20 protein-coding genes are annotated in these 23507 nt (G+C 71.9%); 9 read left to right on the top strand and 11 right to left on the bottom strand.

Annotated elements, in window-relative coordinates:
- Positions 1–2 precede the first annotated feature (2 nt).
- The 4 genes from HC031_RS34525 to HC031_RS33395 form a co-directional block, all read right to left on the bottom strand.
- Entirely contained in the window at positions 3–1997 is a 1995-nt protein-coding gene (locus tag HC031_RS34525) for an FUSC family protein (protein ID WP_205863136.1), read from the bottom strand.
- A 247-nt stretch (positions 1998–2244) separates the two neighbouring features.
- Positions 2245–3801 carry an MFS transporter gene (locus HC031_RS23595; RefSeq protein WP_338090799.1) on the bottom strand — a complete coding sequence of 519 codons (1557 nt, stop codon included), beginning with the start codon at positions 3799–3801 and terminating at the stop codon, positions 2245–2247.
- Between the two features lie 260 nt (positions 3802–4061).
- Positions 4062–5168, bottom strand: coding sequence for a serine hydrolase (locus tag HC031_RS23590; RefSeq protein ID WP_167927584.1), 1107 nt, complete (start codon positions 5166–5168; stop codon positions 4062–4064).
- Complete coding sequence (locus HC031_RS33395) at positions 5165–7318, bottom strand: glycogen debranching N-terminal domain-containing protein (RefSeq protein ID WP_167927583.1); 2154 nt, start codon at positions 7316–7318, stop codon at positions 5165–5167. The genes HC031_RS23590 and HC031_RS33395 overlap by 4 nt, the downstream gene beginning before the upstream one ends.
- A 119-nt stretch (positions 7319–7437) precedes the next feature.
- Between HC031_RS33395 and HC031_RS23580 the strand changes: the two genes are divergently transcribed.
- The 5 genes from HC031_RS23580 (at position 7438) to HC031_RS23560 (ending at position 14247) form a co-directional block, all read left to right on the top strand.
- The gene (locus tag HC031_RS23580) at positions 7438–8544 is read left to right on the top strand and encodes a substrate-binding domain-containing protein (RefSeq protein ID WP_167927582.1); all 1107 of its coding nucleotides are present in this window, start codon (positions 7438–7440) and stop codon (positions 8542–8544) included.
- Positions 8545–8646: 102 nt separating this feature from the next.
- The gene (locus HC031_RS23575) at positions 8647–9861 is read left to right on the top strand and encodes a sugar ABC transporter substrate-binding protein (protein ID WP_338090798.1); all 1215 of its coding nucleotides are present in this window, start codon (positions 8647–8649) and stop codon (positions 9859–9861) included.
- Positions 9862–9863: 2 nt separating this feature from the next.
- Positions 9864–10910 carry a carbohydrate ABC transporter permease gene (locus HC031_RS23570; protein WP_167927581.1) on the top strand — a complete coding sequence of 349 codons (1047 nt, stop codon included), beginning with the start codon at positions 9864–9866 and terminating at the stop codon, positions 10908–10910.
- Positions 10907–11740, top strand: coding sequence for a carbohydrate ABC transporter permease (locus HC031_RS23565; RefSeq protein ID WP_167927580.1), 834 nt, complete (start codon positions 10907–10909; stop codon positions 11738–11740). The genes HC031_RS23570 and HC031_RS23565 overlap by 4 nt, the downstream gene beginning before the upstream one ends.
- A complete protein-coding gene (locus tag HC031_RS23560) occupies positions 11737–14247 on the top strand; it encodes a glycosyl hydrolase 2 galactose-binding domain-containing protein (protein ID WP_205863135.1) in 2511 nt (836 codons plus the stop codon). Before HC031_RS23565 ends, HC031_RS23560 begins: the two co-directional genes overlap by 4 nt.
- A 73-nt stretch (positions 14248–14320) precedes the next feature.
- On the opposite strand, the gene HC031_RS23555 is transcribed toward HC031_RS23560, so the two are convergent.
- The 3 genes from HC031_RS23555 to HC031_RS23545 are packed head-to-tail and all read right to left on the bottom strand — an operon-like array spanning position 14321 to position 16810.
- The gene (locus tag HC031_RS23555) at positions 14321–15151 is read right to left on the bottom strand and encodes a MetQ/NlpA family ABC transporter substrate-binding protein (protein WP_167927578.1); all 831 of its coding nucleotides are present in this window, start codon (positions 15149–15151) and stop codon (positions 14321–14323) included.
- Positions 15152–15173: 22 nt separating this feature from the next.
- Entirely contained in the window at positions 15174–15830 is a 657-nt protein-coding gene (locus HC031_RS23550; RefSeq protein ID WP_167927577.1) for a methionine ABC transporter permease, read from the bottom strand.
- Positions 15827–16810, bottom strand: coding sequence for an ATP-binding cassette domain-containing protein (locus HC031_RS23545; protein WP_167927576.1), 984 nt, complete (start codon positions 16808–16810; stop codon positions 15827–15829). Before HC031_RS23545 ends, HC031_RS23550 begins: the two co-directional genes overlap by 4 nt.
- A 135-nt stretch (positions 16811–16945) precedes the next feature.
- Between HC031_RS23545 and HC031_RS34045 the strand changes: the two genes are divergently transcribed.
- Positions 16946–17374 carry a LuxR C-terminal-related transcriptional regulator gene (locus HC031_RS34045; RefSeq protein WP_205863134.1) on the top strand — a complete coding sequence of 143 codons (429 nt, stop codon included), beginning with the start codon at positions 16946–16948 and terminating at the stop codon, positions 17372–17374.
- A gap of 12 nt (positions 17375–17386) precedes the next feature.
- Here the strand turns inward: HC031_RS34045 and HC031_RS23535 are convergent, their stop codons facing one another.
- A complete protein-coding gene (locus HC031_RS23535; protein ID WP_167927574.1) occupies positions 17387–18100 on the bottom strand; it encodes a TetR family transcriptional regulator in 714 nt (237 codons plus the stop codon).
- 261 nt (positions 18101–18361) lie between these two features.
- On the opposite strand from HC031_RS23535, the gene HC031_RS23530 reads away from it, so the two are divergent.
- Positions 18362–19027 (top strand): hypothetical protein, encoded by a 666-nt coding sequence (locus tag HC031_RS23530; protein WP_167927573.1) that lies wholly within the window; start codon positions 18362–18364, stop codon positions 19025–19027.
- 209 nt (positions 19028–19236) lie between these two features.
- Positions 19237–20496 (top strand): D-alanyl-D-alanine carboxypeptidase family protein, encoded by a 1260-nt coding sequence (locus HC031_RS23525; protein ID WP_338090797.1) that lies wholly within the window; start codon positions 19237–19239, stop codon positions 20494–20496.
- Between the two features lie 4 nt (positions 20497–20500).
- On the opposite strand, the gene HC031_RS23520 is transcribed toward HC031_RS23525, so the two are convergent.
- Positions 20501–21667, bottom strand: coding sequence for a HAMP domain-containing protein (locus tag HC031_RS23520; protein ID WP_167927572.1), 1167 nt, complete (start codon positions 21665–21667; stop codon positions 20501–20503).
- A gap of 414 nt (positions 21668–22081) precedes the next feature.
- On the opposite strand from HC031_RS23520, the gene HC031_RS23515 reads away from it, so the two are divergent.
- Positions 22082–22444 carry a DUF4440 domain-containing protein gene (locus HC031_RS23515; protein WP_167927571.1) on the top strand — a complete coding sequence of 121 codons (363 nt, stop codon included), beginning with the start codon at positions 22082–22084 and terminating at the stop codon, positions 22442–22444.
- 18 nt (positions 22445–22462) lie between these two features.
- Here HC031_RS23515 and HC031_RS34870 read toward each other — a convergent pair whose 3' ends face one another.
- The gene (locus HC031_RS34870; protein WP_167927570.1) at positions 22463–22699 is read right to left on the bottom strand and encodes a VOC family protein; all 237 of its coding nucleotides are present in this window, start codon (positions 22697–22699) and stop codon (positions 22463–22465) included.
- A gap of 24 nt (positions 22700–22723) precedes the next feature.
- Positions 22724–23506 (bottom strand): GntR family transcriptional regulator, encoded by a 783-nt coding sequence (locus HC031_RS23505; RefSeq protein WP_167927569.1) that lies wholly within the window; start codon positions 23504–23506, stop codon positions 22724–22726.
- Position 23507: the final 1 nt, after the last annotated feature.

Below are 23507 nucleotides of genomic sequence, written 5' to 3'. Positions count from 1 at the left end.
GACTACCGCCGGCGGGACGATTCCGTGCGCGAAGCGACGGGGCGCGCCGGGGAGGCGACATGGGCGACGGCGATGGCGAGCGCGCCGAGCGCCGCTGACGTGCGCGGGTAGCCCGGCACCTCCGGCGCCGCACCCACCGCGGCACCCACCGCAGCATCCTCCGCCGTACCCACCGCCGTACCCACCACCGCGGCACCGGTGCCGTCGATGGTGGCCGACAGCTCCTCCACGTACCGCCCGACCGACCGCGCGGCGTCGGCCTCCGGAGCCCGACGGTGCCGGGGCAGCGAGAGGACGAGGAACGCGAACTCCTCCACGGCCAGCGTCACCGGCCAGCTCCGGTCGGTGTCGGGGGACGCCGACCGGTCGTCGGCGAGGGCGTCGGCGTGTACGGTCCGCAGCGTGACGAGGGCCGACTGCAGCCGTCGCCGCTCCTCGGCGACACGCCGCCGGTCGCCGTCATCCGTCCAGCTCGCACACAGCACCCGGCCCGCCGCGCGCAGCGTGCGGGCCTGCACCTGCGGCAGCCGGGCCGCGGTGGCCCGCGGCCACAGGACGCCGCGCAGCACCAGCGCCACCGCCGCGCCGAGGACGGTGTCACCGAGCCGGCTGCCGAGGGCGGTGCCCACGGCCGCGCCCGGCGCGCCGAGGTGGAACAGCACCAGCGCCAGCACGGTGATCCCGATGACCGCGAGCCCGTACGTCGTGGTGACGACCATCTCGGCCGCGAATTGGATCACCGCGACACACGCCACGATCACGAACAGCGGCGGGTGCCAGGACAGGAGCGCGTACGCGAGGGCCACCCCGGCCACGGTGCCGACCACCCGGTGCACCGAGCGCCGGAGCGCGAGGGTCGAGTTGCTCGCCAGCAGCACCGCCGCCACGGTGAGGCCCACCCAGTACGAGTGATCCAGGCCGAGCGCCCGGCCCAGGCCGGCGCCGGCCGCGACCGCCACGGCGAGCCGCGCCGCGGCGGGCAGGATCACCGAGTGCCGGTTGACGGCCGCCCGCAGTTGCGGGACCAGCCCCGGCCAGGGCGGCAGCCCGACCGGCTCCTCACCCGCGGCGGGCCGCTCGGTGCCGGCGAGCGCCGCCCGTACCCGCAGCACCGCCCGGCTGAGCAGGGCGTCGCCGGTGGTGACACCCGTGGGCGGCAGGGCGCCGTCGGGCACCGGTGGCTGGCCGACGGCCGGGCCCAGCGCGCGGACGGCGTCGGCCCAGCCGGGGTCGAGCGGCCCGGACGCCTCCACCTCGACGTGCAGCGCTGCCTCGAGCAGCGCCTCCATCGCCATGACGACGCGGGTGTACCGGTGCTCGGCGGGCAGCGAGCCCTGCATGACGACCCGGCGGGCCTGCCGCACGGCGGTGACCGCGGCGTGGCGGGCCGCCCGGCTGTCCGGGCTGCCGGGGGCGGCGTTCCCGGTGGTGGCGAGCAGCGCGGCGATCGCGTCCAGCGCGGCCCGTACCGCCCGGCGCTCCGGGGCGCGGGCCCGGCCGAGAACCGGGGACATGGTCACCAGCCAGCCGATCGCGGCGCCGCCGGCGGTGAGACCGGCGTGCAGCAACGCCTGGCGGGGATTGGCCGGGATGCCCGTCGCCGCCAGGACGGCCAGGACGATCATGTACTCGCGCGGCGGCGGGATCTCCGCCGCCAGACACACCAGCGAGGCGATGCCCGTCACGGCCCCGGCGACCAGCGGCGCCAGCCAGCCGTGCGTCGAGACGAGCGCGCCGAGCAGCACGCCGACGGTGAGCCCCGCGCCGATGCCCGCCACGATGCGGGCCCGGTACCGGTACGGCGCGTCCGGGACGTAGAAGCCGGCGAAGCCGCCGATGGAGGCCAGCGCGCCCCAGCCGGGATGGCCGAGGGCCACCGCGATCGCCAGCGGCAGGGTCATGCTGAACATGGCGCGCACGGCGACCCGGAACCGTTGGGGTGCGACGGCACGGACGGCGCGGAGGGTGGCGCGCACCCCGTCGACCGTGCGGCGCACGACGCGTGACGGTGCGAGCCGAGTGGTGCCGGTCACGCCGCTGAGCCGGTGGGGTGCCCCGTGCCGGCCTGGTCGAAACCTCGGGCGGTCACCGGAAGCCCCTCCTTTGCATGCGGCGCGTGTCTGTCAACGAAGGTACACCCGTCGTGATCGCCGCTTTTGTAGGGGAATGCAAGGTGCCCCCGCCGCGCCCGTCCGGGCGCGGCGGGGGCACCGTCCGCTACTGATGGGGTCAGAGCCGATGGGCTCAGCCCATGTGTACGGCACCGCCCGGCGCCGGGAGGTCGTCCTTGCGCACCCTGATGAGGGTGATGATCACCAACGCCGACACCGCGAGGATGGCGGCGCCCCAGGCGAACGCGACCGCGTAGCCGTGCACGAACGCCTCCAGCTGCAGCTTCATTCGGGCGAGCAGCATCGCCTGCTGGGCCTGCGGCGTCGGCGGCGCGGACGTCGGCGGCGTGGCCGGCAGGTGGCTGTGCACGTAGTGGGTGACCGCGGTGGTGTAGATCGTGTTGAGCAGCGCGGTACCCAGCGAACCACCCACCTGCTGGGTGGCGTTGAGGGTGGCGCTGGCGGCGCCGGCGTCGTGCTCGGGCACGCCGACGAGCGCCAGGCTCGACAGCGGCACGAACGTGAACCCGAGCCCGAGGCCGAGGACGAGCTCGGCGGGCAGGACGTGGGTGGCGAAGCTCGTCGACACCCCGATCTGCGTCAGGTACAGCATCCCGGCCGTGGCGGTGACGCCGCCGATGACCATCGGGACCTTGGGGCCGACCCGCGGCACGAGCTGGCTGGCCACGGCGGCGGCCACCATGACCCCGGCGGTGACCGGCAGCGAAGCCACGCCGGCCTTCAGCGGGGTGTAGCGCAGCACGGCCTGGAAGTAGAACGTGATGAACAGGAACGCGCCGAACAGGCCGGCGCCGGTCAGCGTCGACGCCAGGTAGGCGCCGCCCCGGTTGCGGTCGATCACGATGCGCAGCGGCAGCAGCGGGTTGGCCGACCGCGCCTCGATGAGCACGAAGGCGGCCAGCAGCACCACGCCGGCGGCGATGAAGCCGAGCGTCGCGGCGGCGTGCCAGCCGTCGGTGGCTGCTTTGGTGAACCCGTACACGAGTGAGACCAGGCCGGCGGTCGCGGTCGCGGCGCCGGGGATGTCGTAGCGGGTGTCGCCGTGCGCCCGGCTCTCGCGTACCAGGGGGATCGCCAGCGCGACGGCGATCGCCGCGATCGGGATGTTGACCAGCAGGCACCACCGCCAGTTGGCGTACTCGGTGAGCACGCCGCCCAGCAGCAGCCCCACCGCCGAGCCGCCGCCGGCGATCGCGCCGTAGACGGCGAACGCCTTCGCGCGCTCCTTGGCGTCGGTGAACAGCACCGTCAGCAGGGCCAGCGAGGCCGGAGCCAGCAGCGCGCCGAACGCACCCTGCAGGGCCCGCGCGCCGAACAGCAGTTGGCCGTTGTTGGCGGCGCCACCCAGCGCGGACGCGAGCGCGAAGCCGATCGCGCCGACCACGAACGTGCGCTTGCGGCCCCAGTAGTCGGCGATCCGGCCGCCGAGCAGCAGCAGCCCGCCGAAGGCCAGCGTGTAGGCGGTGACCACCCACTGCCGGTTGGCGTCGGTGATGTGCAGCGCCTGCTGCGCCTTCGGCAGGGCGATGTTGACGATGGTGGCGTCGAGCACGACCATGAGCTGCGCGACCGCGATCACGGCGAGCGCCACCCAGCGTCGTGGGTCGGGGGCCGGGGCAGCCGGCGGGGAGATCGGCCGTGCGAGGTCTTCGGAGACGGAGCCGGGCACGTGTGTCCTAACGTTCGTTGGCGGTCGGGGTTCGGTGCCCGGGAGGACGGGAGGCCGCGTCGGCGCGGCCGCTCCCACGTCGTGATCAGCGGGCGAAGTCGACAATAGCGGGCGGCCCCGCGCGGGCACGGTCCAATTTGTGTCAACCCATGCGTGGCGTACGCCATGGTCGAGCTGGACCGGTCGCCCAGATCACAGGCCCGGCGCCGGCCGGCCGAACGCGCGTCGTCAGCCGATCACATCGTCAGCCGATCACGTCGTCAGCCGATCACGTCGTTGACGGCGTCGGCGAGCGCGTCGACCCGCTCGAAGCCGGCGAGATGGCCGGTCACGTACGCGAAGGCGTACCCCCGGACCGGGTCGGCGAAGCCCACGTTGCCACCGAGGCCGCCCATGCCCCAGCTGCCGTCGTCGTCGACCTGCATGCCGAGCGTCCACCGCACCGGGCGCTCCAGCATCAGGTCAGGGCCGGAGTACTGCACCCTGACGGCCTCGGCCACGGTGTCCCGGCCGACCAGCCGTACGCCGCCGAGGACCCCGCCGGCGAGCAGCCCGGCGTAGAGACGGGCGACCGCCTCGGCGGTGGCGTGCAGGTTCACCGCCGGGATCTCACTGCCGCGCCACAGCGGGCCGTTGACCACCGACAGGTCGAGCGCCCCGGTCGGGTTGTCCAGCGCCGCGGCGTGCAGCGAGCCGGCCCGGCCCCGCGTGACGCGCGGCCACTGCGGGTCGCCGTAGCGCAGGTCCGCGCAGCGCCGCTGGTCGGCCGCGCCCAGGCCGAAGCCGAGGTCGAGCCGCCACGGCGCCGCGATCTCCTCGGCGAGGAAGCGGCCGAGGGTCCGGCCGTCGACCCGGCGGACCAGCTCACCGACGAGGTGCCCGTACGTGAGCGCGTGCTCGGCCGCGGCCGTGCCCGGTACCCACTCGGTGGCGGCGCCGGCCAGGTCGCCGGTGAGCTGCGCCCAGTCGCCGAAGGCGGCGGCCGGCCGGGGTACCGGGAATCGCGGCAGGCCGGCGGTGTGGGAGAGCACGTGCCGGACGGTGACGTCCCCGGCGCGGAACCCCGGCCAGTGGGCGGCCACCGGGTCGTCGAGACCGAGGCGGCCGCGGTCGACAAGTACCAGCGCGCACAGCGCTGCTACCGGCTTGCTCACCGAGTACGTGTTGACGAGCGTGTCCGGCGCCCAGGGCTGCCGGCGGCCGGGATCCCGCCAGCCGCCGTGCAGCCCCACCACGGGTGTGCCGTCGTACGTGACCGCGAGCGCCGCGCCGGTCTCCGCGCCGCTGGCCAGCAACCGCGCGAACACGTCACGTACCGGGGCGAAGCGCGCGTCGGCGTACCCGCCGAGGGGCGGGGACGTGGTCACCGCACCACCACCTGGACACCGGGGGGCGCCTGCAGGACCGTGACCCGGCCCTGGTCGTCGACGCGTACCGACAGCGCGCCGGCGCCCACCCGGAAGCCGTGCACCTCGAACGCGCCGACCGGTGACGGGGTGACCGGCGCGAGGGTGACGCGGCCGGCGGGGATGTCGGCGTCGAGCCCGAGCAGGACCCGCGCGAGCGCGGGACCGACGGCGGCGGCCCACGCCTGCGGCCGGCAGGAGGCGGGGTAGGGCACGGGTGGCAGCGGCGGGGTGGCGCGGTGGCCGCCATACAGTTCGGGCAGCCGGTAGTCGAACGACGGCGCCGCCACGACCAGGCCGGACAGCAGGGCGACCGCTTCGCCGGTGAGCCCGGCGCGGCGCATCCCCAGGGCGGCGATGGCGGTGTCGTGCGGCCACACGGAGCCGACGTGGTACGACAGGGGGTTGAAGCCCTTGGTCGAGTCGGCCAGGGTGCGCAGCCCGTACCCGGACGCCAGCGACGGCGACCGCAGGCGGCGGGTGACGGTGGCCTCCTCCGCCGGGCTGAGCAGCCCGGTGCCCAGCAGATGCCCCATATTGGAGGCCGGGCCGTCGACGGGGCGCTTGCGCCCGTCCAGCGCGATCGCCGGGTACGGCCCGTCCGCATCGGACAGCCAGTACTTCTGCCGGAACCGCGCCGCGAGGTCGGCCGCCCACTGCCGCCAGCTGTCGGCGCCGGGCCGGCCGTACGCCTCGAGCAGCGCCGCACCGTCCATCGCGGCCTGGTAGGCGTAGCCCTGTACCTCGACGAGCGCCAGCGGGCTTTCGGCCAGCTCGCCGTCGGCCCACTGCACGCCGTCGGAGGAGTCCTTCCAGCCCTGGTTGATGAGGGCGGTGCCGGCCGGCATGTACTCGATGAACCCGTCGGAGTCCGGGTCGCCGTAGCCGCGCATCCACTCCAGGGCCCGTTCGGCGACGGGCAGGAGCGCCTCGACCTCGTCCGCGGGCATGCCCCAGCGCCACGCCTCGGCCAGGGCCACGACGAACAGGGGAGTGGCGTCGACCGTGCCGTAGTACGTGGCGGGCAGCCAGACGGCGGCGTCGGCCGGGCGGAGCTCGTGCAGGATCTTGCCCGGTGCCTCCTCCCGTTCGTGGTCGACGCGGGTGCCCTGCCGCCGGGCGAGGGTGCGCAGCGTGCCGGCGAGCATTTCGTAGCCGAGGGGGAGCGCCATCAGCGCCGCCCACAGTGCATCGCGGCCGAACAGGGTCAGGTACCAGGGGCTGCCGGCGGCGAAGTAGCTGTCGGCGGGGTCGGCCGGGTCGCACAACCGCAGCGCGTCGAGGTCGGCGACGCTCTGCTGGACCAGCGCGCCCACGCGGGGGTCGTCGGCGCGTACGCGGAGCGTGTCGGCCTGCCACGGCGCCGGGCTCGACGGCCGCAGGGGCCGGAACGCGTCGTGCGGCGTCGCGCCGTCGGGCGTCGCGCCGTCGGGTGTCGCGCCGTCCGCCGGCGCGGGGTGCCTGGTCAACCGGGCGGTCAGCTCGGCGGTCCACGATTCGCCGGCGGGCACCTCGACGCGCCACCGCAGCCGCCCGCCGCGCGCGTCGACCTTGGGCGGCGGCGACGCGGTCAGGCGCGCGTGGGTCCCGTCGTCGGCGGTCCAACCGAGCCCCGAGTCCACTTCGGACGCGGGCAGCAGGGTGGCCTGCTCGCCGGCCTTGACCCGGCCCATGGGTGCGAGGTCCGTGCCGGCGTACACCGCGATCTCGGCGACGATCGCGGCCCCCGACCGGTTGTCGATGCGGATCGTCTCGACGCCGGAGTCGGCGTCGACGCGCCGCCACCGCTCGCAGGTCACCGCCGGATCGGGCCGTGGACCGTCGAGGCTGCGCGCCACGGCCAGGAACCGGGCGTCGGACGGCGGCATCGAGCCGGTCGAGATGGGGGTCGGCGGTTCGCCGTTCACTGTCACCCGCAGACGTGACAGGACACGCCGGTCGGCGATGAAGAGGCCGTCCACCCCGCCGTGCAGGTCACCGTGGCGCGGAGACGTCCACAGCACCGGCGCGCACAGGCACGTGACGTGCTCGTGCAGGTACGGCTGGCGCAGCGCGGTGGTCGTCTGGGTCGCGGTGGCGCCGTCGAAAGGTATCGGGGTCGTATCGGTCATGTTCACCTCTTGACACGGCTGTTCACGCGGGTGCAATCTCCCGGTTATCAATTTGAACGATCAAATTGAAATCCACGGTAGCGGATCACCCAGCGGAGTTGGAAGTCCCGGGAGTCGATGTGTTGAAGCGCGACAAAGATGGTGCGGAGGCGGGTGTGGACGGCGGCACGCCGACGGCCAGCATCGCCGACGTCGCCGCCGCGGCGGGAGTTTCCCGGCAGACGGTGTCGAATGTGCTCAACGCGCCGCACCGGGTACGCGAGGAGACCCGCCGACGCGTGGAAGCGGCGATCACGGCCCTGGGCTACCAGCCGAACCGCGCCGCGCAGGCGCTGCGGGCCCAGACGTCCCGGGTGATCGGAATCCGCATCGAGTCCATCCAGATCGATTCACTCACGACCGTCCACGACCGGTTCCTGCACGCCCTCGCCGAGGCCGTGCAGGCGATCGATCATCACCTGCTGGTCTTCGCGGCCGACGACCCGGACGACGAGATCGGCACCTACACCCGGCTGCACCGCACGGGCGCGGTGGACGCGTTCGTGCTCTACGGCATCGACGAGGACGACGTCCGGCCCCGGCAGATGCTGCACCTGGGCGCCCCGTTCGCCACGTTCGGCCGCACCGGCCACGACACCGACCACCTCTGGGTCGACGTGGACGACGAGACGGGCGGCGCGGCGGTGGCGCAGCACCTCGTGGCCCGCGGCCATCGGCGCATCGGATTCGTCGGCTGGCCGGAGGGCTCGAGCGTCGGTGACCGCCGCGTCGCCGGCCTGCGCGGCGTACTCGACAAGCACGACCTGCTGGGCGAGTGCGCCGGACTCGACCTTCGCGGGCAGGACGAGATCGCCAACGGCGTCACGCTCGGCGGGATCCTGCTCGACCGGCCTGCGCCGCCGACGGCGGTGGTCGCCGCAAGCGACACGCTCGCCGTCGGCGTGGTGCAGGCGGCCCGCGCCCGCGGTCTCGTCGTCGGGCGGGACCTGGCCGTGGTCGGCTTCGACGACACGCCGACCGCCGGCGTGTTCGACCTGTCGAGCGTGCGGCAACCGATCGAGGCGGTGGCCCGCAGCATCGTGCGCGCCCTGCAGCCCCACCTGCCGGCCGGCGGCACCCCGCCACAGCCGGAGACCGAACCGTCCACATCAGAAGTTTTCGCCGGTCGGTTGCTGGCGCCCACCCTCGTGGTCCGGGCCTCCAGCGCGGCCGCAACCCCCCGATAGCCCGTTCAAGGAGGATTCCCGGTGAGAGCCCACCCAGGGCGCAGCGCGTTCGCGCGCCTGCGTCACGTACCGTTGCGTCACGTACCCTTGCGTCTCGCCGCCGTGGCAGTTCTGGCCACCGGTGCCGTCACGCTCGCCGCCTGCGGTTCCGGCTTCAACTCAGGCGACAAAGGCAGCTCCGGCGGCTCGGGTAACGGCCCGATCAGTGTCCTGATCGGATCGTCCGGCGACGCCGAGACCAACGCGGTCAAGTCGGCCGTCGCCGACTGGTCGAAGTCGTCGGGCGTCAAAGCCAACGTCACGGTCGCCAACGACATCTCCCAGCAGCTCAGCCAGGGCTTCACCTCGGGCAAGCCGGCGGACGTCTTCTACCTGGGCAACGACACCTTCCCGGCGTACGCCAAGGCCGGCGACCTCGACCCGTTCGCCGCCAAGCTGAGCAACGTCGGCGACTTCTACGACACCATCAAGCAGTCCTTCACCTACAACGGCAAGCTGTACGCGGCGCCCAAGGACTTCTCCACGCTCGCGCTCATCATCAACCAGGACTCCTGGGCCAAGGCCGGGCTGACCGACGCCGACATCCCGACCAACTGGGACCAGCTTGCCGCCGTGGCGAAGAAGCTCACCACCGGCGACCAGGTCGGCCTGTCGATCTCGCCGGAGTTCGCCCGGGTCGGCGTCTTCATGGCGCAGGCGGGCGGCTGGCTCGTGTCGCCGGATGGCAAGACGGCCACCGCCGACAGCCAGCAGAACGTCGACGCGTTGACGTACGTGAAGAAGCTGCTGGCCGACGGTTCGCTGAAGTTCTCGTCCGCGGTCGGCGCCGGCTGGGGCGGCGAGGCGTTCGGCAAGGGTAAGGCCGCCATGACCATCGAGGGCAACTGGATCGTCGGTGCGCTCCAGCACGACTTCCCCGACGTGAAGTACAAGGTCGCTGAGCTTCCCGCCGGCCCCGCCGGCAAGGGCACCATGCAGTTCAACGGCGGCTGGGGCATCGCGGCCGACTCGAAGAACAAGGACAACGCGGTCAAGCTCGTGCAGTACCTGACGCAGACCGATCAGCAGATGGGCTTCGCCAAGGCGTTCGGCGTCATGCCGTCCGTGAAGTCCGCCGCCGACCAGTGGAAGCAGGCGTACCCGACGCAGGCCCCGTTCCTCGCCGGCGCCGACTACGCCAAGAGCATCCCGAACATCGTCGGTATCGCCGACGTCGTCAAGGACTTCAACTCGCAGTTGCAGGGCCTGGCGAACAACGACCCGAAGCAGATCCTCGGCACGGTCCAGCAGAACCTCCAAGCGGCGGTCGGGAAGTAGCAATGGCATTAGTGACGGTCCGCCGTCATCGGGATCGCGGCCCCGGGATCCGGGGCCGCGAGGCCGCAGCCGGCTGGCTCTTCCTCACCCCGGCGATCGTCATCCTGGGCCTGTTCCTGGTACTGCCGGTCCTGATGGCGGCGTGGGTGAGCGTGTCCGACTGGACCGGCCGCGGCAGCCCGTTCGCGGCGGGGGTGCACTTCGTGGGCGCCGACAACTACGGTGACCTGCTGGCCACACCGGGCCTGGCGCAGCGGGACTTCGGCACGGCGATCCGCAACAACGCCTACTACGTGCTGCTCGTCGTACCGATCCAGACCGTCGTGGCGCTGTTCCTGGCGGTGATGGTCAACCAGCGGCTCCTCAAGGCCCGGGGGTTCTTCCGGACCGCCTACTACTTCCCGTCGGTGACCAGCTCCGTGGCCATCACGGTGGTGTTCCTCTTCCTGTTCTCGTCCACCGGGGCGGTCAACGACGTCATGTCGTACCTGGGCGTGCACGGCCCCAGCTGGTTCGCCGACCCGCGCGGCGTCGTGCACCTCCTGCTCGGTGGGCTCGGCGTCCACCAGCCGCCCGCGGCGCTGGCCGGCGGTTCGCTGCTCGGGTTGAGCTGGTGGCAGTGGATCTCCGGCCCGAGCGTCGCCATGTGCGTGTTCATCCTGATGGGTGTGTTCACCACGTCCGGCACGTTCATGCTGCTGTTCCTGTCGGCGCTGCAGAACATCGGGGCCGAGATCGACGAGGCGGCGACCCTCGACGGCACGAGCGGCTGGCAGCGGTTCCGCTTCGTCACCCTGCCGATGATCAGACCCACCATGTTCACGGTGCTCACGCTGGGCCTCATCGGTACCTGGCAGATCTTCGATCAGATCTACACGGGTACCCAGGGTGGCCCGGCGAAGACGACGCTGACGCCGGCCTACCTGTCCTACAGCGCGTCGTTCCAGAACCAGGAGTGGGGGCATGGGGCGGCGATCGCGTTCGTGCTGTTCGCGATCATCGTGATACTGACGATCTTCCAGCGTCTGCTGTTGAGGGGGCGGGCATGAGCAGGACCCGGGTCCGGCCCGGCGCGGTCGTCACCTACGCGGTGCTCGTCATCCTCGCGGTGCTGTACATCCTCCCGTTCCTGGTCGATATCGCGAACTCGTTCAAGAGTGAGCCCGAGGCGGCGGCCCACCCGCTGGGCCTGGTCCCCCAGACGATCACCTCCGCCGCGTACCGGCGGCTCTTCCAGGCCGACTTCCCGACCTGGTTCATGAACTCGGTCATCGTCGCCGCCACGGTCACCGCCGGCCGGGTGCTCTTCGAGTCGATGGCCGGCTACGCGCTCTCGCGGCTGCACTTCCGGGGCCGGGGGCTGGTCTACGCCGGCGTGGTGGGGGTCATGGCGGTGCCGCCCGTGGTACTGCTGATCCCGAAGTTCCTGGTCATCAACCAGCTCGGCATGTACGACTCGTACTCGGGAATGATCATCCCGCTGCTCGCCGACGCGGCCGGCATCTTCATCATGAAGAACTTCTTCGAGTCGATCCCGCGCAGCGTGGAGGAGGCGGCCACGATCGACGGTGCCGGCACGTTCCGGCGGTTCTGGTCGGTCGTGCTGCCGATGGCCCGGCCGGCCGTCATCACCATCTTCATCCTGTCGTTCCAGGCGTCGTGGAACGAGCTGTCGCACTTCATCATCTCGTCGCAGGACCCCCGGCTCACCACCCTGACCAAGGGCGTCGCCCAGCTCGCCTCGGGGGAGCTCAGCGCCGGCACGCAGTACCCGATCAAGCTGGCCGCGGCGCTCATCATGACCATCCCGGTCACGGTGCTGTTCTTCATCTTCCAGCGCCGGATCATGAACGCCTCCGCGGGGGCGGTTAAGGAGTGACCTTGCTGTCTGCCGCGCTGTCAACTGCCCGGATCGCCGACTTCTCCCCGGGTGGCGGCGTCGCGGCCGGCGCGTCCGCCCGCGAGTTCGACGACACCTCGTGGCTCGACGTGCGGCTGCCCGCCGACGTGCACACCGCGCTGGTCGACGCCGGGCGGCTGGTCGAGCCGTACGCCGACGCCGGCGAGTCCGAGGTCGCCTGGGTCGCACGGCGTGAGTGGTGGTACCGCTGCCCGATCCCCGCGCCGGAGGCCGCGCCCGCACCCGACGAGCGGGTACGGCTGATCCTGCACGGTCTCGACACCGAGGCGGAGATCTGGGTCAACGGCGTACCCGTCGGCGCGCACCACTCGATGTTCCGGCCCGCCGAGTTCGACGTGACCGACCTGCTCGACGTGGGCGGCGACAACGTTCTCGCGATCCGGTTCGCGCCGATCGTCGGCGACGAGGACGTCTCCGACGTGTCGGTGCGCGACACCCTGCGGGTACGCCGACGCAAGATGCAGGTCGGCTTCGGCTGGGACATCTCCTGCTACCTGCTGACCGTCGGGGTGTGGCAGCCGATCGAGGTGCGCCGCGAGCGGGTCGCCCGGCTCGGGCCGCTGTCGTTCGCCACCGTGGACCTGGATCCCGACGGCGACCGCGCGGTCGTGAAGATCGGGGCCCGGGTCGACGCGTTCGCCGCGGACCCCGCGCGGCTGCGGGTCCACTACCGGCTCACCGGCCCGGACGGCACCCTCGCCGGCGAGGGGCCGCTTACCGGAGAGGGTCGGTCCGCCGGAGAGGGGCCGCTCGCGCCCTCGGCGTACCTGGTCGTCGACCGGCCGGCGCTGTGGTGGACCCACGACCTCGGCCAGCCCGACCTGTACCGGCTCACCGTCTCGCTCACCGGCGTCGACGGCGAGGTGGTCGACGTCCGGGAGAGCCGGGTGGGCATCCGTACGATCGCCCTCGACCAGTCACCGGACCAGCACGAGCCGGGCAGCCGGTTCTTCCGGTTCGTGCTCAACGGGCAGCCGATCTACGCGCGCGGCGCCAACTGGGTGCCCGACGACCTCCGCATCGCCCGCGTCGAGCCCCGGACCTACCGCGAGCGGTTGGCTCAAGCCGCGGCCGCCAACATGAACATGATCCGGATCTGGGGCGGCGGGATCTACGAGAAGGACGCCTTCTACGAGGCCTGCGACGAACTCGGCCTGCTGATCTGGCACGACTTCATGTTCGCCTGCCTGGCATACCCCGACGACCCGGAGTTCCTCGCCGAGTGCGAGGCCGAGGCCCGCTACCAGGTGGCCCGCCTGCAGGCGCGCCCCAGCCTCGCGCTGTGGTGCGGCAACAACGAGGCGCAGGGCGCCGGCGACAGCCTTGCGCTGTTCGCCGAGGTCCTGCCGCGCGCGGTGGCCGAAGAGGACGGACGGACGCCATACTGGCCGGGCAGCCCGTACGGCGGTAACGGGTACGCCAGCACCTACGACGGCGACACCCACGACTGGCGGGGATTCCACGGCACGCACTCCGCGCCGTTCGGTGCGGAAGGCTGGCAGGACCCGTCCGGGCCGGGTCGGCACTGGCACCAGTACGCCGAGGACGTCGGCCGGTTCGTCAGCGAGTTCGGCTTCGCCGCGCCGTCCACTCTTGCGACGATCGAGCACTGGAACTCCCCGGCGCACCGCGACCCGCGCGCGCACGCCTGGCAGGACCGGATCCGCTACGTGCAGGGCGACGCCCACATGCCGCTGCTGGAGACCATCACCGGCGTTCCCCGCGACGCCCGCGAGTGGGTCGACTACATCCAGCTCATCCAGGCCGAGGGCCTGCGGTTCGGCATCGAGCGGTTCCGGGAGCGCAAACCACACTGCTCGGGCGCGCTGCTCTGGCAGCTCAACGACTGCTGGCCCGGCTTCACCTGGAGCATCGTCGACTTCGACGGCCGGCCGAAGCCGGCGTACTACGCGGTGCGCCGGGCCTTCTCGCCCGTGCTGGCCACGGTGAAGCCGATGCGCGGCGGCGCCTTCGAGCTCTGGCTGATCAACGATTCGGGCTCACGCGTCGACGACGTCATCACCCTGCAGGTGATGCGGTTGGACGGCACGGTGCTGCGGCAGGAGGAGTTCCCCGCGTGCGCCGAGCCGCACGCGGAGGCGCGGCTGTTGCGCCGCTTCGGCTGGGGCCGGGTGATCCAGCCGCGCAGCTGCTACGTCAGCATCTCCTCCGCGCGCGGCACCGTGCCCGCCAGCCGACAGCTGTTCGCCGACTTCCGGCAGCTGGAGCTGCCCGAGGCCGAGCTGACCGTGGCACGCCGCGGCGTCGCACCCGGAGTCGTCGAGCTCGACATCACGGCGAGCGCCTTCGTACCGATGGTCGCCGTCGAACATCCACACCTGGACCTTGCCTACGACGACAACTACTTCGCCCTCGATCCCGGGGTGACCCGGACGGTGCGGGTACGCCACGCCGGCGACCGGCTCGACCCGGCCGAGCTGAGCGTGCGGGCCCTGTACACGTAGCCGAAAAGACAGCCGAAACGGCGGCGGCCGGCCCGGACTGCTCCGGGCCGGCCGCCGCCGTCGCGATTCGCGATCAGAACGCGGGGATGACCGAACCGTGGTACTTGTCCTCGATGAACTTCTTGACCTCGGGGGAGCGCAGCAGCGACTCCAGCTTGACCACCCGCGGGTCGTGCTCGTCACCGGTACGGACCACGACGACGTTCGCGTACGGGTTGTTGTCGGCGCTCTCGATCGCCAGGGCGTCCTTGGACGGGGTGAGGTTGGCCTGGATGGCGTAGTTGCCGTTGATCACCGACAGCGCCACGTCGTCGAGGCTGCGCGGTAGCTGCGCCGCCTCCAGCTCCTTGAACTGGAGCTTCTTCGGGTTGTCGGTGACGTCGCGCTCGGTCGCGTTCACCCCGACGCCGGCCTTGAGCGTGATCAGCCCCTTCGCGGCGAGCAGGTTGAGCGCCCGGCCGGAGTTCGACGGGTCGTTGGGGATCGACACGACCGCGCCCTGCGGCACGTCGGACAGGCTCTTGACCTTCTTGGAGTACACGCCGAGCGGCTCCAGGTGCACCGGGGCGACCGCGGTGAACTTGTACCCCTTGGACTTCTTCTCCTCGTCCAGGTACGGCACGTGCTGGAAGTAGTTGGCGTCGAGCTTCTTGTCGGCGAGCGCGGCGTTGGGCTGTACGTAGTCGCTGAACTCGATGATGTCCAGCTTCAGGCCCGCCTTGGCGGCAAGGTTGTCCTTGACGTACTTGAGGATCTCGCCGTGCGGTACGGGGGACACGCCGACCTTCAGCGGGGCATCCGCCTTGTTGGTCGCGCCGCTGTCGCTGGACGACGAGGAGCCGCAGGCGGCGAGGCCCAACGCCAGCGCGGCCGCGGCGAGGGTGACGGACAGGGTGCGTCGCACGGTGTACCTCTCTGATGTGGTCCTACTTGTGGGACAGCCACCGGACGATCAGGTCGCCCAGGGACTGGATGAGCTGCACGAACACGACGAGCAGCACGACGGTGGCCACCATGACGGAGTTCTCGAACCGCTGGTAGCCGTAGCGGATGGCCAGATCGCCGAGCCCGCCGCCGCCCACCACGCCGGCCATGGCGGAGTAACCGATCAGGGCGATCACGGTGATGGTCAGACCCGCGACGAGGCCCGGGCGGGCCTCGCGCAGCAGGACCTTGAAGACGATCTCCGGGCGGGAGGCGCCCATCGCGCGGGCCGCCGCGACCACGTCGCGGTCCACCTCGCGGATCGCGGTCTCGACGATCCGGGCGAAGAACGGGATCGCCGCGACCGTCAGCGGCACGATCGCCGCGGCGGTGCCGATCGTCGTACCGACCAGCGCCCGGGTGAACGGGATGATCGCCACGAGCAGGATGATGAACGGCAGCGACCGTCCGATGTTGACGATGAGGCCGAGGGCGGCGTGGACCGGTCGTGCGGCGAGCAGTCCACCCCGCGCGGTGAGCACGAGCAGCACGCCCAGCAGCAGACCGCCGATCGCGGTGAGCACGGTGGAGACCCCCACCATGTAGCCGGTCTCCTTGGCGCCCTGCCACAGCAGCGGGCCCAGATCGGCCCACGTCATCGTGCCACCTCCACGGCGAGCCCGGCCTCCCGTAGGCGGCGCAGCGGCGCTTCGTTGACCTCGGCGCTGCCGGGCAGCGCGATGCGCAGCCGGCCGGCCTGCCCGTCGGCGACGGTCTCGATGGAGCCGGCGAGGATGCGGACGTCGACGTCGTACCGGCGCGCCAGGTCGGCCACGAACGACCGGCCGGCGCTGTCGTCGGGGAGGGTGACGTCGACGATCGTGGTGCCCGGCAGGTCAGGCGGCGGCCCGAGCCGGAAGATCTCCTGGCCGAGCGCCGAGCCCGGCCGGGTGAGCAGATCGCGTACCCGCCCCGACTCGACGATCCGGCCCTCCCGCAGCACGGCGGCCGAGTCGCAGATCCGCTTGACCACCTCCATCTCATGGGTGATCAGCAGGATGGTCAGGCCGAGGCGTCGGTTGAGGTCGCGCAGCAGCTCCAGGATCGAGGCGGTGGTCTCCGGGTCGAGCGCCGACGTCGCCTCGTCGGACAGCAGCACCGTCGGACGTCCGGCAAGGGCGCGGGCGATACCGACCCGCTGCTTCTGCCCGCCCGACAGCTGCGCGGGATAGGCCCGGGCCCGGTCGCCGAGCCCGACCAGGTCCAGCAGTTCGGCGACGCGCTGCGCCCGCTCGCGCCGGTCCACGCCCATGACCTCGAGTGGGAAGGCGACGTTGCCGGCGACCGTGCGCGACGACAGCAGCGCGAAGTGCTGGTGGATCATGCCGATGCGCTGGCGGTGCTGGCGCAACCGGCGCTCCGGCAGGGCCGTCAGGTCGACGCCGTCGACGGTGACCGTGCCCGCGTCGGGGCGCTCCAGGAGGTTCACGCAGCGCAGCAGGGTGCTCTTGCCGGCGCCGCTGCGGCCCAGCACGCCGTACACCTCACCCTCGCGGACCTCCAGGTCCACGCCGTCGACGGCGACGACGGTACGGCCGCGGGAGTGGTAGGCCTTCCGCAGGCCTTCGATCTGAATCACGGAGCTTTCCTGTGCAGTCGGGACAGTACGCGCGAGGTGTCGCCGCCGCTAACAGGTGCCGCTGCACACCAGGAGAAAGTCGACGCAACGGCGTCGGGTGAGGTGGGTGCTGCGGCGCATGGCGATCAACCTAACGTGACGGCACGGTCCCGCGCAGCTCAGCGTCGTCGAGATCACAGATGTGACAAAGCACCCCGGACGGCGGTACGGGCGGGCGCGCGCGGCTACCTCGTCAAGGGCGCCGAGCAGGAGGAGATCGTCCGGGCGATCACCACGGTCGCCGCCGGTGGCGTTGTGTTCGGCGCCGCGCTGGCGCGCCGGATCGCCGACTTCTTCGCCAGCGGGCCGCCCGCGCCGAGCGTGGCCTTTCCCCAGCTCACCCCGCGCGAGCGGGAGATCCTCGAAATGGTGGCCGCCGGCCGGTCCAACGTCCAGATCGCGTCGGCGTTGTACCTGTCGCCGAAGACCGTGCGCAACAACGTCTCCAGCATCTTCGCCAAGCTCCAGGTCGTCGACCGGGCCGAGGCGATCGTACGGGCGCGCGAGGCCGGGCTCGGCCGCTGACCCGGTCGGTCCTCAGCCGTCGTCGGCCGTGCCGGTCGCCGCCTCCACCTGCTGTACGACCCGCCACATCGGAGTGCCGCGCGGCATCACGACGACGACGACCTCGTCGCCGGGCGTGGGCGTACCGGGGTCGGCTGCCCGGCTGCCGGCCAGCCACGGACCGAGAGCCGCCGCCACCGACCGGAGGGCCTCGTCGAGGCGGGGGTGGGGATCCCCGGTGCCGCCGGCCCGCAGCCACTGGCGCAGTACCTGGTTGTGGGCCGTCACCACGGCGGCCGCCGCGACCTCGTCGCGCAGCCGGGCCTCGTCCCCGCCGCCCGTACGCCGGTGCAGGTACTCGCAGAAGACGCGCAGGTACCGGCTGCTGGCGGTGATCTCGCGTTCGCGCAGCGGCTCGACCTGCCTGGTGAGCCGGTACCGGCGGACCGCCGTCGCGGGGTCGTCGGTGAACATCGCCAGCACGAGGTGGGCGGCCTCCCTGATCACATCCAGCGGTGGCTGGGTGCTGTCCGCGGCGTCCAGGAACTCCTGGATCCGTTTGAGGTAGGCGTCGTGGTCGGGGAAGACCGCGTCTTCCTTCGTGCGGAAGTGGCGGAAGAAGGTGCGCCGTGCGACGCCCGCACGCGCGGCGATCTCGTCGACGGTGGTCGCGTCGTAGCCACGGGCCGCGAACAGTTCGATGGCGGCTACGGACAGGTCATCCCGGATCCGGCGCTGACCGGCCATCTGCGGGTCCTCCCATCTGCGGGTCCTTCCATCGTCCGGGTCTCCATCCTCCGGGTCTCCATGCTCCGGGTACGCCACGTCACGCGAGATCGCGTGACCCGGAGCACCGACCCTTCCGGTGTGGCACTCAGTGCCGTACATTCTGGCACTGAGGGACGCATTCCGAGACGTCGATGACGTGTGTCGATGATCGGGGCGCGGCGCCCTCCGCCACGGTCCCCGGTCGGCAACAGGGTACGGCCGGGAGAAAGGTCTGTCCCAGTGCCACGGACCAAGTTACTCACCGCGCGGGCCCTGCACCGTACCCGCCCCGCGTCGCCGTCGTCCGGTGCCGGCCCTTCCGTGCCCCCTTCAGTGCCGCAGCCGTCGGCGTGGGACGACATCAGCCACCTGATGGCTGCCGGCGACCCGCTTGGGCGCGCGCTGCTGGGTGACGACCCGGCTCTCGGACCGGCCGGCGATCCGGTGCCGCGCTGTATCGGGCGGCGACGCCCCGGGCGCACACCGGCAGCCTTCCTGCTGATCGAGCCGGCCGAGCCGTTGATGATCCGGCACCCGGCGACCGGCCGTACCGACGACCTTCAGGTGGAGCTGCTCCTCCTGCGCGGGTTCCGCCGGTTCCTGCCCGGAGCCGCCATCCCCGCCGCGCCCCCCGGCTGGGCGCTCAGCGGCTGCCGAAGCGGGCTGGCGCTGCGCGACCACGCCGGAAACGTGTGGGCACACGTACCCGTCCGGCCGCACCTGCCATGGCGGGACGCCGCCGCGCAGGACGGGCGGGTCTTCGTGCTGTTCGGACCCTGGCTCGGGGTGCGTACGCCCTGCGGCGTCCGGGAGGCCCAGTACGGTCCTGCTCAGCGGGCCGCGGAACTGCGCGCTGCGCGGATCCGAGGACACGTGGCGGCAGCCGCTGTAGCCTGGCGCCCGTAACGGTTCCGGCGTAGCACGCGGCGGTCGCGCCGCCGCAGTCCGCCGTGCGCCGCCCCGCTACTGTCTGCGTTGCGGCGTTTCGCCGTGTATCCGGCGGGCGATGGCGCACACGGCACGGGGTAGTCGGGTGCACGGGGTTGTCGGGTTCACCGTGAGCGATCGGCCGGCGGGGGGGCCGGCGGGACGGTGACGAATACGGGGGAGGCGTTGTGGCGGTCGGCACGGCAGCACCGGCGGTACGGGGACAGCGGCGCGGACGCCGGCCGCTGACGTTCGTGCTGGCGGTCGTCACGATCCTGGCGGTGCTCGGCGTGCTGGCCGGACTGCAGCTCTCCCGGCCGGTGCCGCCCGCCGCGCTGCGCCTGTCGGTGCCGGCCTCAATTACCCTGCCCGGACCGGCACCGGATCTCCCGTGGCCGGCGCAGGGTCAGGGGCGGCTGGACGTCGACGGGCTCGGCACGCTCGGTTCGTCCGGTTACGGCAAACCGGTTCCGATCGGCAGCGTCGCCAAGGTCATGACCGCCTACCTGGTGCTCACCGACCACGCCATCGGCCCCGGCCAGCCCGGCCCGGCCATCACGATCACCGCGGCCGACGAGGCCGACTACCGCGCCCGTGCGACCAGTGACGAGTCGCTGGTGGAGGTGGCGGCCGGTGAGCAGCTCACCGAGCGGCAGGCCCTCGAAGCGCTGATGCTGCCGTCGGCCAACAACATCGCCCAGATCCTTGCCGCCTGGGACGCCGGGAGCGTCGACGCGTTCGTCGCGAAGATGAACGCCACCGCGGCCGAGCTGGGGCTGACCGGCACCCACTACACCGACCCGAGCGGGCTCGCGCCGACCACCGTCAGCACCGCGTCCGACCAGACGCTGCTCGCCCAGCGGGCGCTGCGGATACCGGCCTTCGCCGAGATCGTCGCGCTGCCGAGCACCACGCTGCCGGTCGCCGGCACCGTACGTAACTACAACAGCCTGCTCGGCACCGACGGCGTGTTCGGGGTCAAGACCGGGTCCACCACCGAGGCCGGCGGCAACCTGGTCTTCGCCGCGCACCTCGCCGTGGGCGGCCGGACCGTCACGCTGGTCGGCGCGGTGCTCGGGCAGCCGGGAGCCGCGACACCGCAACAGCTCGCCGCGGCGGGCGACGCCACCCGGAAACTTCTCGAAGCCGCCCGTCGGCTCGTACAGGTGTACACCGTCGCCCCCGCCGGTCAGGTCGGTGAGCTGCGCGGCGACTGGGGGAGTTCGGTGCCGGTGCGCACGGCGGCACCGGTGCAGGTCGTCGGCTGGGCCGGCCGTACCGTCACGATCGACGAGCGCCCGGTGGAATGGGGCGGTGCGGTCCCGGCCGGGCAGCGGGTCGGCACGCTCGCCGTCCACGACGCGGCCGATGACACCGCTGTGGACGTACAGACGGGAAGCGCGCTGCCCGGGCCGTCGCTGTGGTGGCGGCTGACCCGTACGCCGTAGCGGGTCAACGCGCCGCCGCGGCGATCTCCGCGACCGGAGTACGGGGGCGCTCGTTGACCCAGGCCGGTGTCTCCACGGGCTTGAGCCGGTACGTGGCGACCAGCCGCTGCAGGTTGTCGGAGTTGGTCCGCAGTTCGCTGGTCGCGCGCCTGGCGTCCTCGGCCGCCCGCACGTTCCGGTCGGCGATGGTCGCCATCGCGCCGAGCGCGTGCCGCACCTCGGCGAGCTGACGGGCCAGGTTGGCTGGTCCGCCGGCGGTGTCGATGCCGCGGACCGCCTGCTCGATGACGTTGAGCGACACGCGGGTGATCTGTGCCGACTGGATGAGCTGCTCGCCGACCGATTCCACGAACCGGGAGGTGTCGGCCACGCGGTCGGCCCCGGCGACGACCCGGTTGAGCCCGGCGTTGAGGTCCTCGACGGCGGTGTTGATGGAGTCTTTGATGGCTTCGAACTCGTCGTTGTACGTTCCGGTCATCGACACCGTGAGGTCGCCGGACGCGATGTCGCCGAGCACCGAGGTCGCGGTGCGCACCGGCTCGGCGATGCCGCGGGAGGCGAAGTACAGGCCGATCAGCACCGCGAGGATGAGCGCGGCGCCGCCTCCGACGACGATGAGCTGTTCTTCGCGGACCCGCCGGTTGGTGTCGGCGAGCACCCGCTGCTGCTGGGCGCTCAGGTCGGAGACGATCTTCTCGATCAGGTCGGTCGGCCCCCGGTCCTGCCCCCGTACGGCGGTGTCGGCGGCCTTGATGTCGAGGCCCTTGCTCGCGACGAACGCCTGGTACGCGTTGCGGTACTTGGCGCTCAGCACCGAGTGCTGGTCACGGAACCGGTCGACCTCGCTGCTCACCCCGGGATCGGTGACCTCGTCGGTCAGCTTCGCCGCCAGAGCCTGTACGGCCTTCTCCTGCGCGGTGAACTGCTGGCTGTACGTCTGCAGGTCGGCCGGGTCGGCGCCGCGGAGCAGGATGTCCTTCCACTCCTGCACCTGCTTCTTGAACGCCACCTCCATGGCGCGCGCGTCCTGACTCTGCCGTACGGCGCCGGACAGGAGCCCCGCGTACTGGTGGGACACCTGATTGACCAGCACCACCATCCCCGCGATGGTCAGGATGGCGGCGACCACCGCGCCGCTCACCATCAGCCGCAGCCGTAGCGCCAACCCCACTGTCGAACCCCTCGTCGTCGGCGTCGGGCCCGTGGCGCGCGCCCTCGCGCGGGGCGGTCGAACCGTCGGTCCGTCAAGGCACGCTCGCCAGGCACCGGCGGGTACGCTCTCGCGCCGGCATGATGACCCTATCTGCCACTCTTGGGTAGTTACCTCCACCTCTTGACCGATTTGGCCGATCTGTTCGATCAGTTCGGCCGGTTCGGGCGGGGGCCGGTCGGGTCGGGCGGGTTTCGTTGATGCGCGAGCATTGGCCATAAAGCCCAAACTTCGTAGAACACTCTTCGGTTCAGGCGCGCAACCGCGCTACGTCGACGAGGCCCGGACAGCAGCAGGAGAGTGTGCGCAGTGCGTCGTCTGGCCGCGGCAGGAAAACCGCTTCAGGCGTGACTTGATCTCGAGGAGGATGACGGTGTGGTGACCGACATCCTTGAACTCCAGCGGGCCTTCGACGACGCCGAGCTGCGTGCCGACACGGATCTTCTAAATGATCTGCTGGCTGACGACTTCCTCTCCATCGGCGAGCGGGGCTTTCAGCTTGACAAACAGCAGTGGCTTGAAAGGCATCGCGACTTCCACTACCTCTCCATCGAGACGACCGAAGTGGACGTGCGGCGCTATGACCGAACGGCGATCGTGCGGTGCGTGCAGCACAGTCGTGCGTCTTGGCGTGGCGATCTGATGACGCTGGCCGTCCGGCTGAGCCAGGTGTGGATCGAACAGCCGGACGGATGGCGGCTGGCGGGAATCCAGTTCAGTACCCTCGACTTAGACTGATCGGGGCTTCCTGCCTCGTCATCGGGGCCGCCGGCAACCTGGGTGAAACGCGCTGCCATAGGCCCCTTGTCTACTGGTGCTAGATGAGGATGGTTCGGAGCGCGAAGTGGGTACCTGCGGTAGACCACCGGCTTGATACGGTGCGGCCGACGTAAGGCAGAGCACGCAGAACTCGTTTCCCTCTGGATCGGCCATCACCACATGATCTGGTGTACCGTCCGCTGACTCCTCCCGACTCGCAGCTTCGGTACCCATCCATGACCGCTCTCTCTGTACCGGTCAACCGCGCGCCGGTCCCCACGACACCGACAGCCGTGTGGCGGCGCGCTCGGTGCGGATCTCCATCGCGTTGCCGAGGATCTCCGCGCGGTCCACGACGAGCGCGGTCCCGTCCACCGCGAAGGTGGTGCGTTCGCTGACGAAGATCGCCGTGCCGGCGGGCTGGCGCAGCCACGCCGCCGAGGACGCCGACAGCGTGTCCGGCCGGATGGTCTCCGACGCCCGGACGATCGACACGCCGGCGTCGGCCAGGGCGGCGTAGAGCGACACCTCGCTGAAATCCCGGTGCTGCACCGCCTCGGCGTACGGCTGGCGGACCCAGGAGACCTGGTGGACAGCGGGGTGGCCACCGAGCAGCCGGAGCCGTTCCAACCGCAGCACCCGGCCGTCGTCCCCGTCCACGGACAGGCGCTGGCCGACCCAGGACGGTGGGCGGCGCAGCGCCCGCGACAGCACCTCGGTGGCGACGTCGTGGCCCTGCTCTCGCAGGTCGTCCGCCAGGCTGCGCAGCGTGTCGACACGGTACGCGGCATGCGTCGGCGTCACGAAGGTGCCGCGACCGGCCTGCTGCACGACCAGCCCCTCGTCCTGGAGCGACTGGAGCGCCTGGCGCAGCGTCATCAGAGTGACGCCGTACTGCGCGCTCAGGTCCCGCTGCGCCGGCAGGGCTTCACCAGGTCGGTACTCGCCGCGCCGGATCTTGCCGGCGAGCTCGGCGGCGATCACCCGGTAGCGCGCCGGGCCCCGGCGCCCGGTGTTCGAGTCCGCGGTCGGTTCAGCCATG

The organism is Planosporangium thailandense, from assembly GCF_011947195.1.
In the GTDB taxonomy this organism is placed as follows: domain Bacteria; phylum Actinomycetota; class Actinomycetes; order Mycobacteriales; family Micromonosporaceae; genus Planosporangium; species Planosporangium thailandense.
This window is presented reverse-complemented; position numbering and strand designations above follow the sequence as displayed.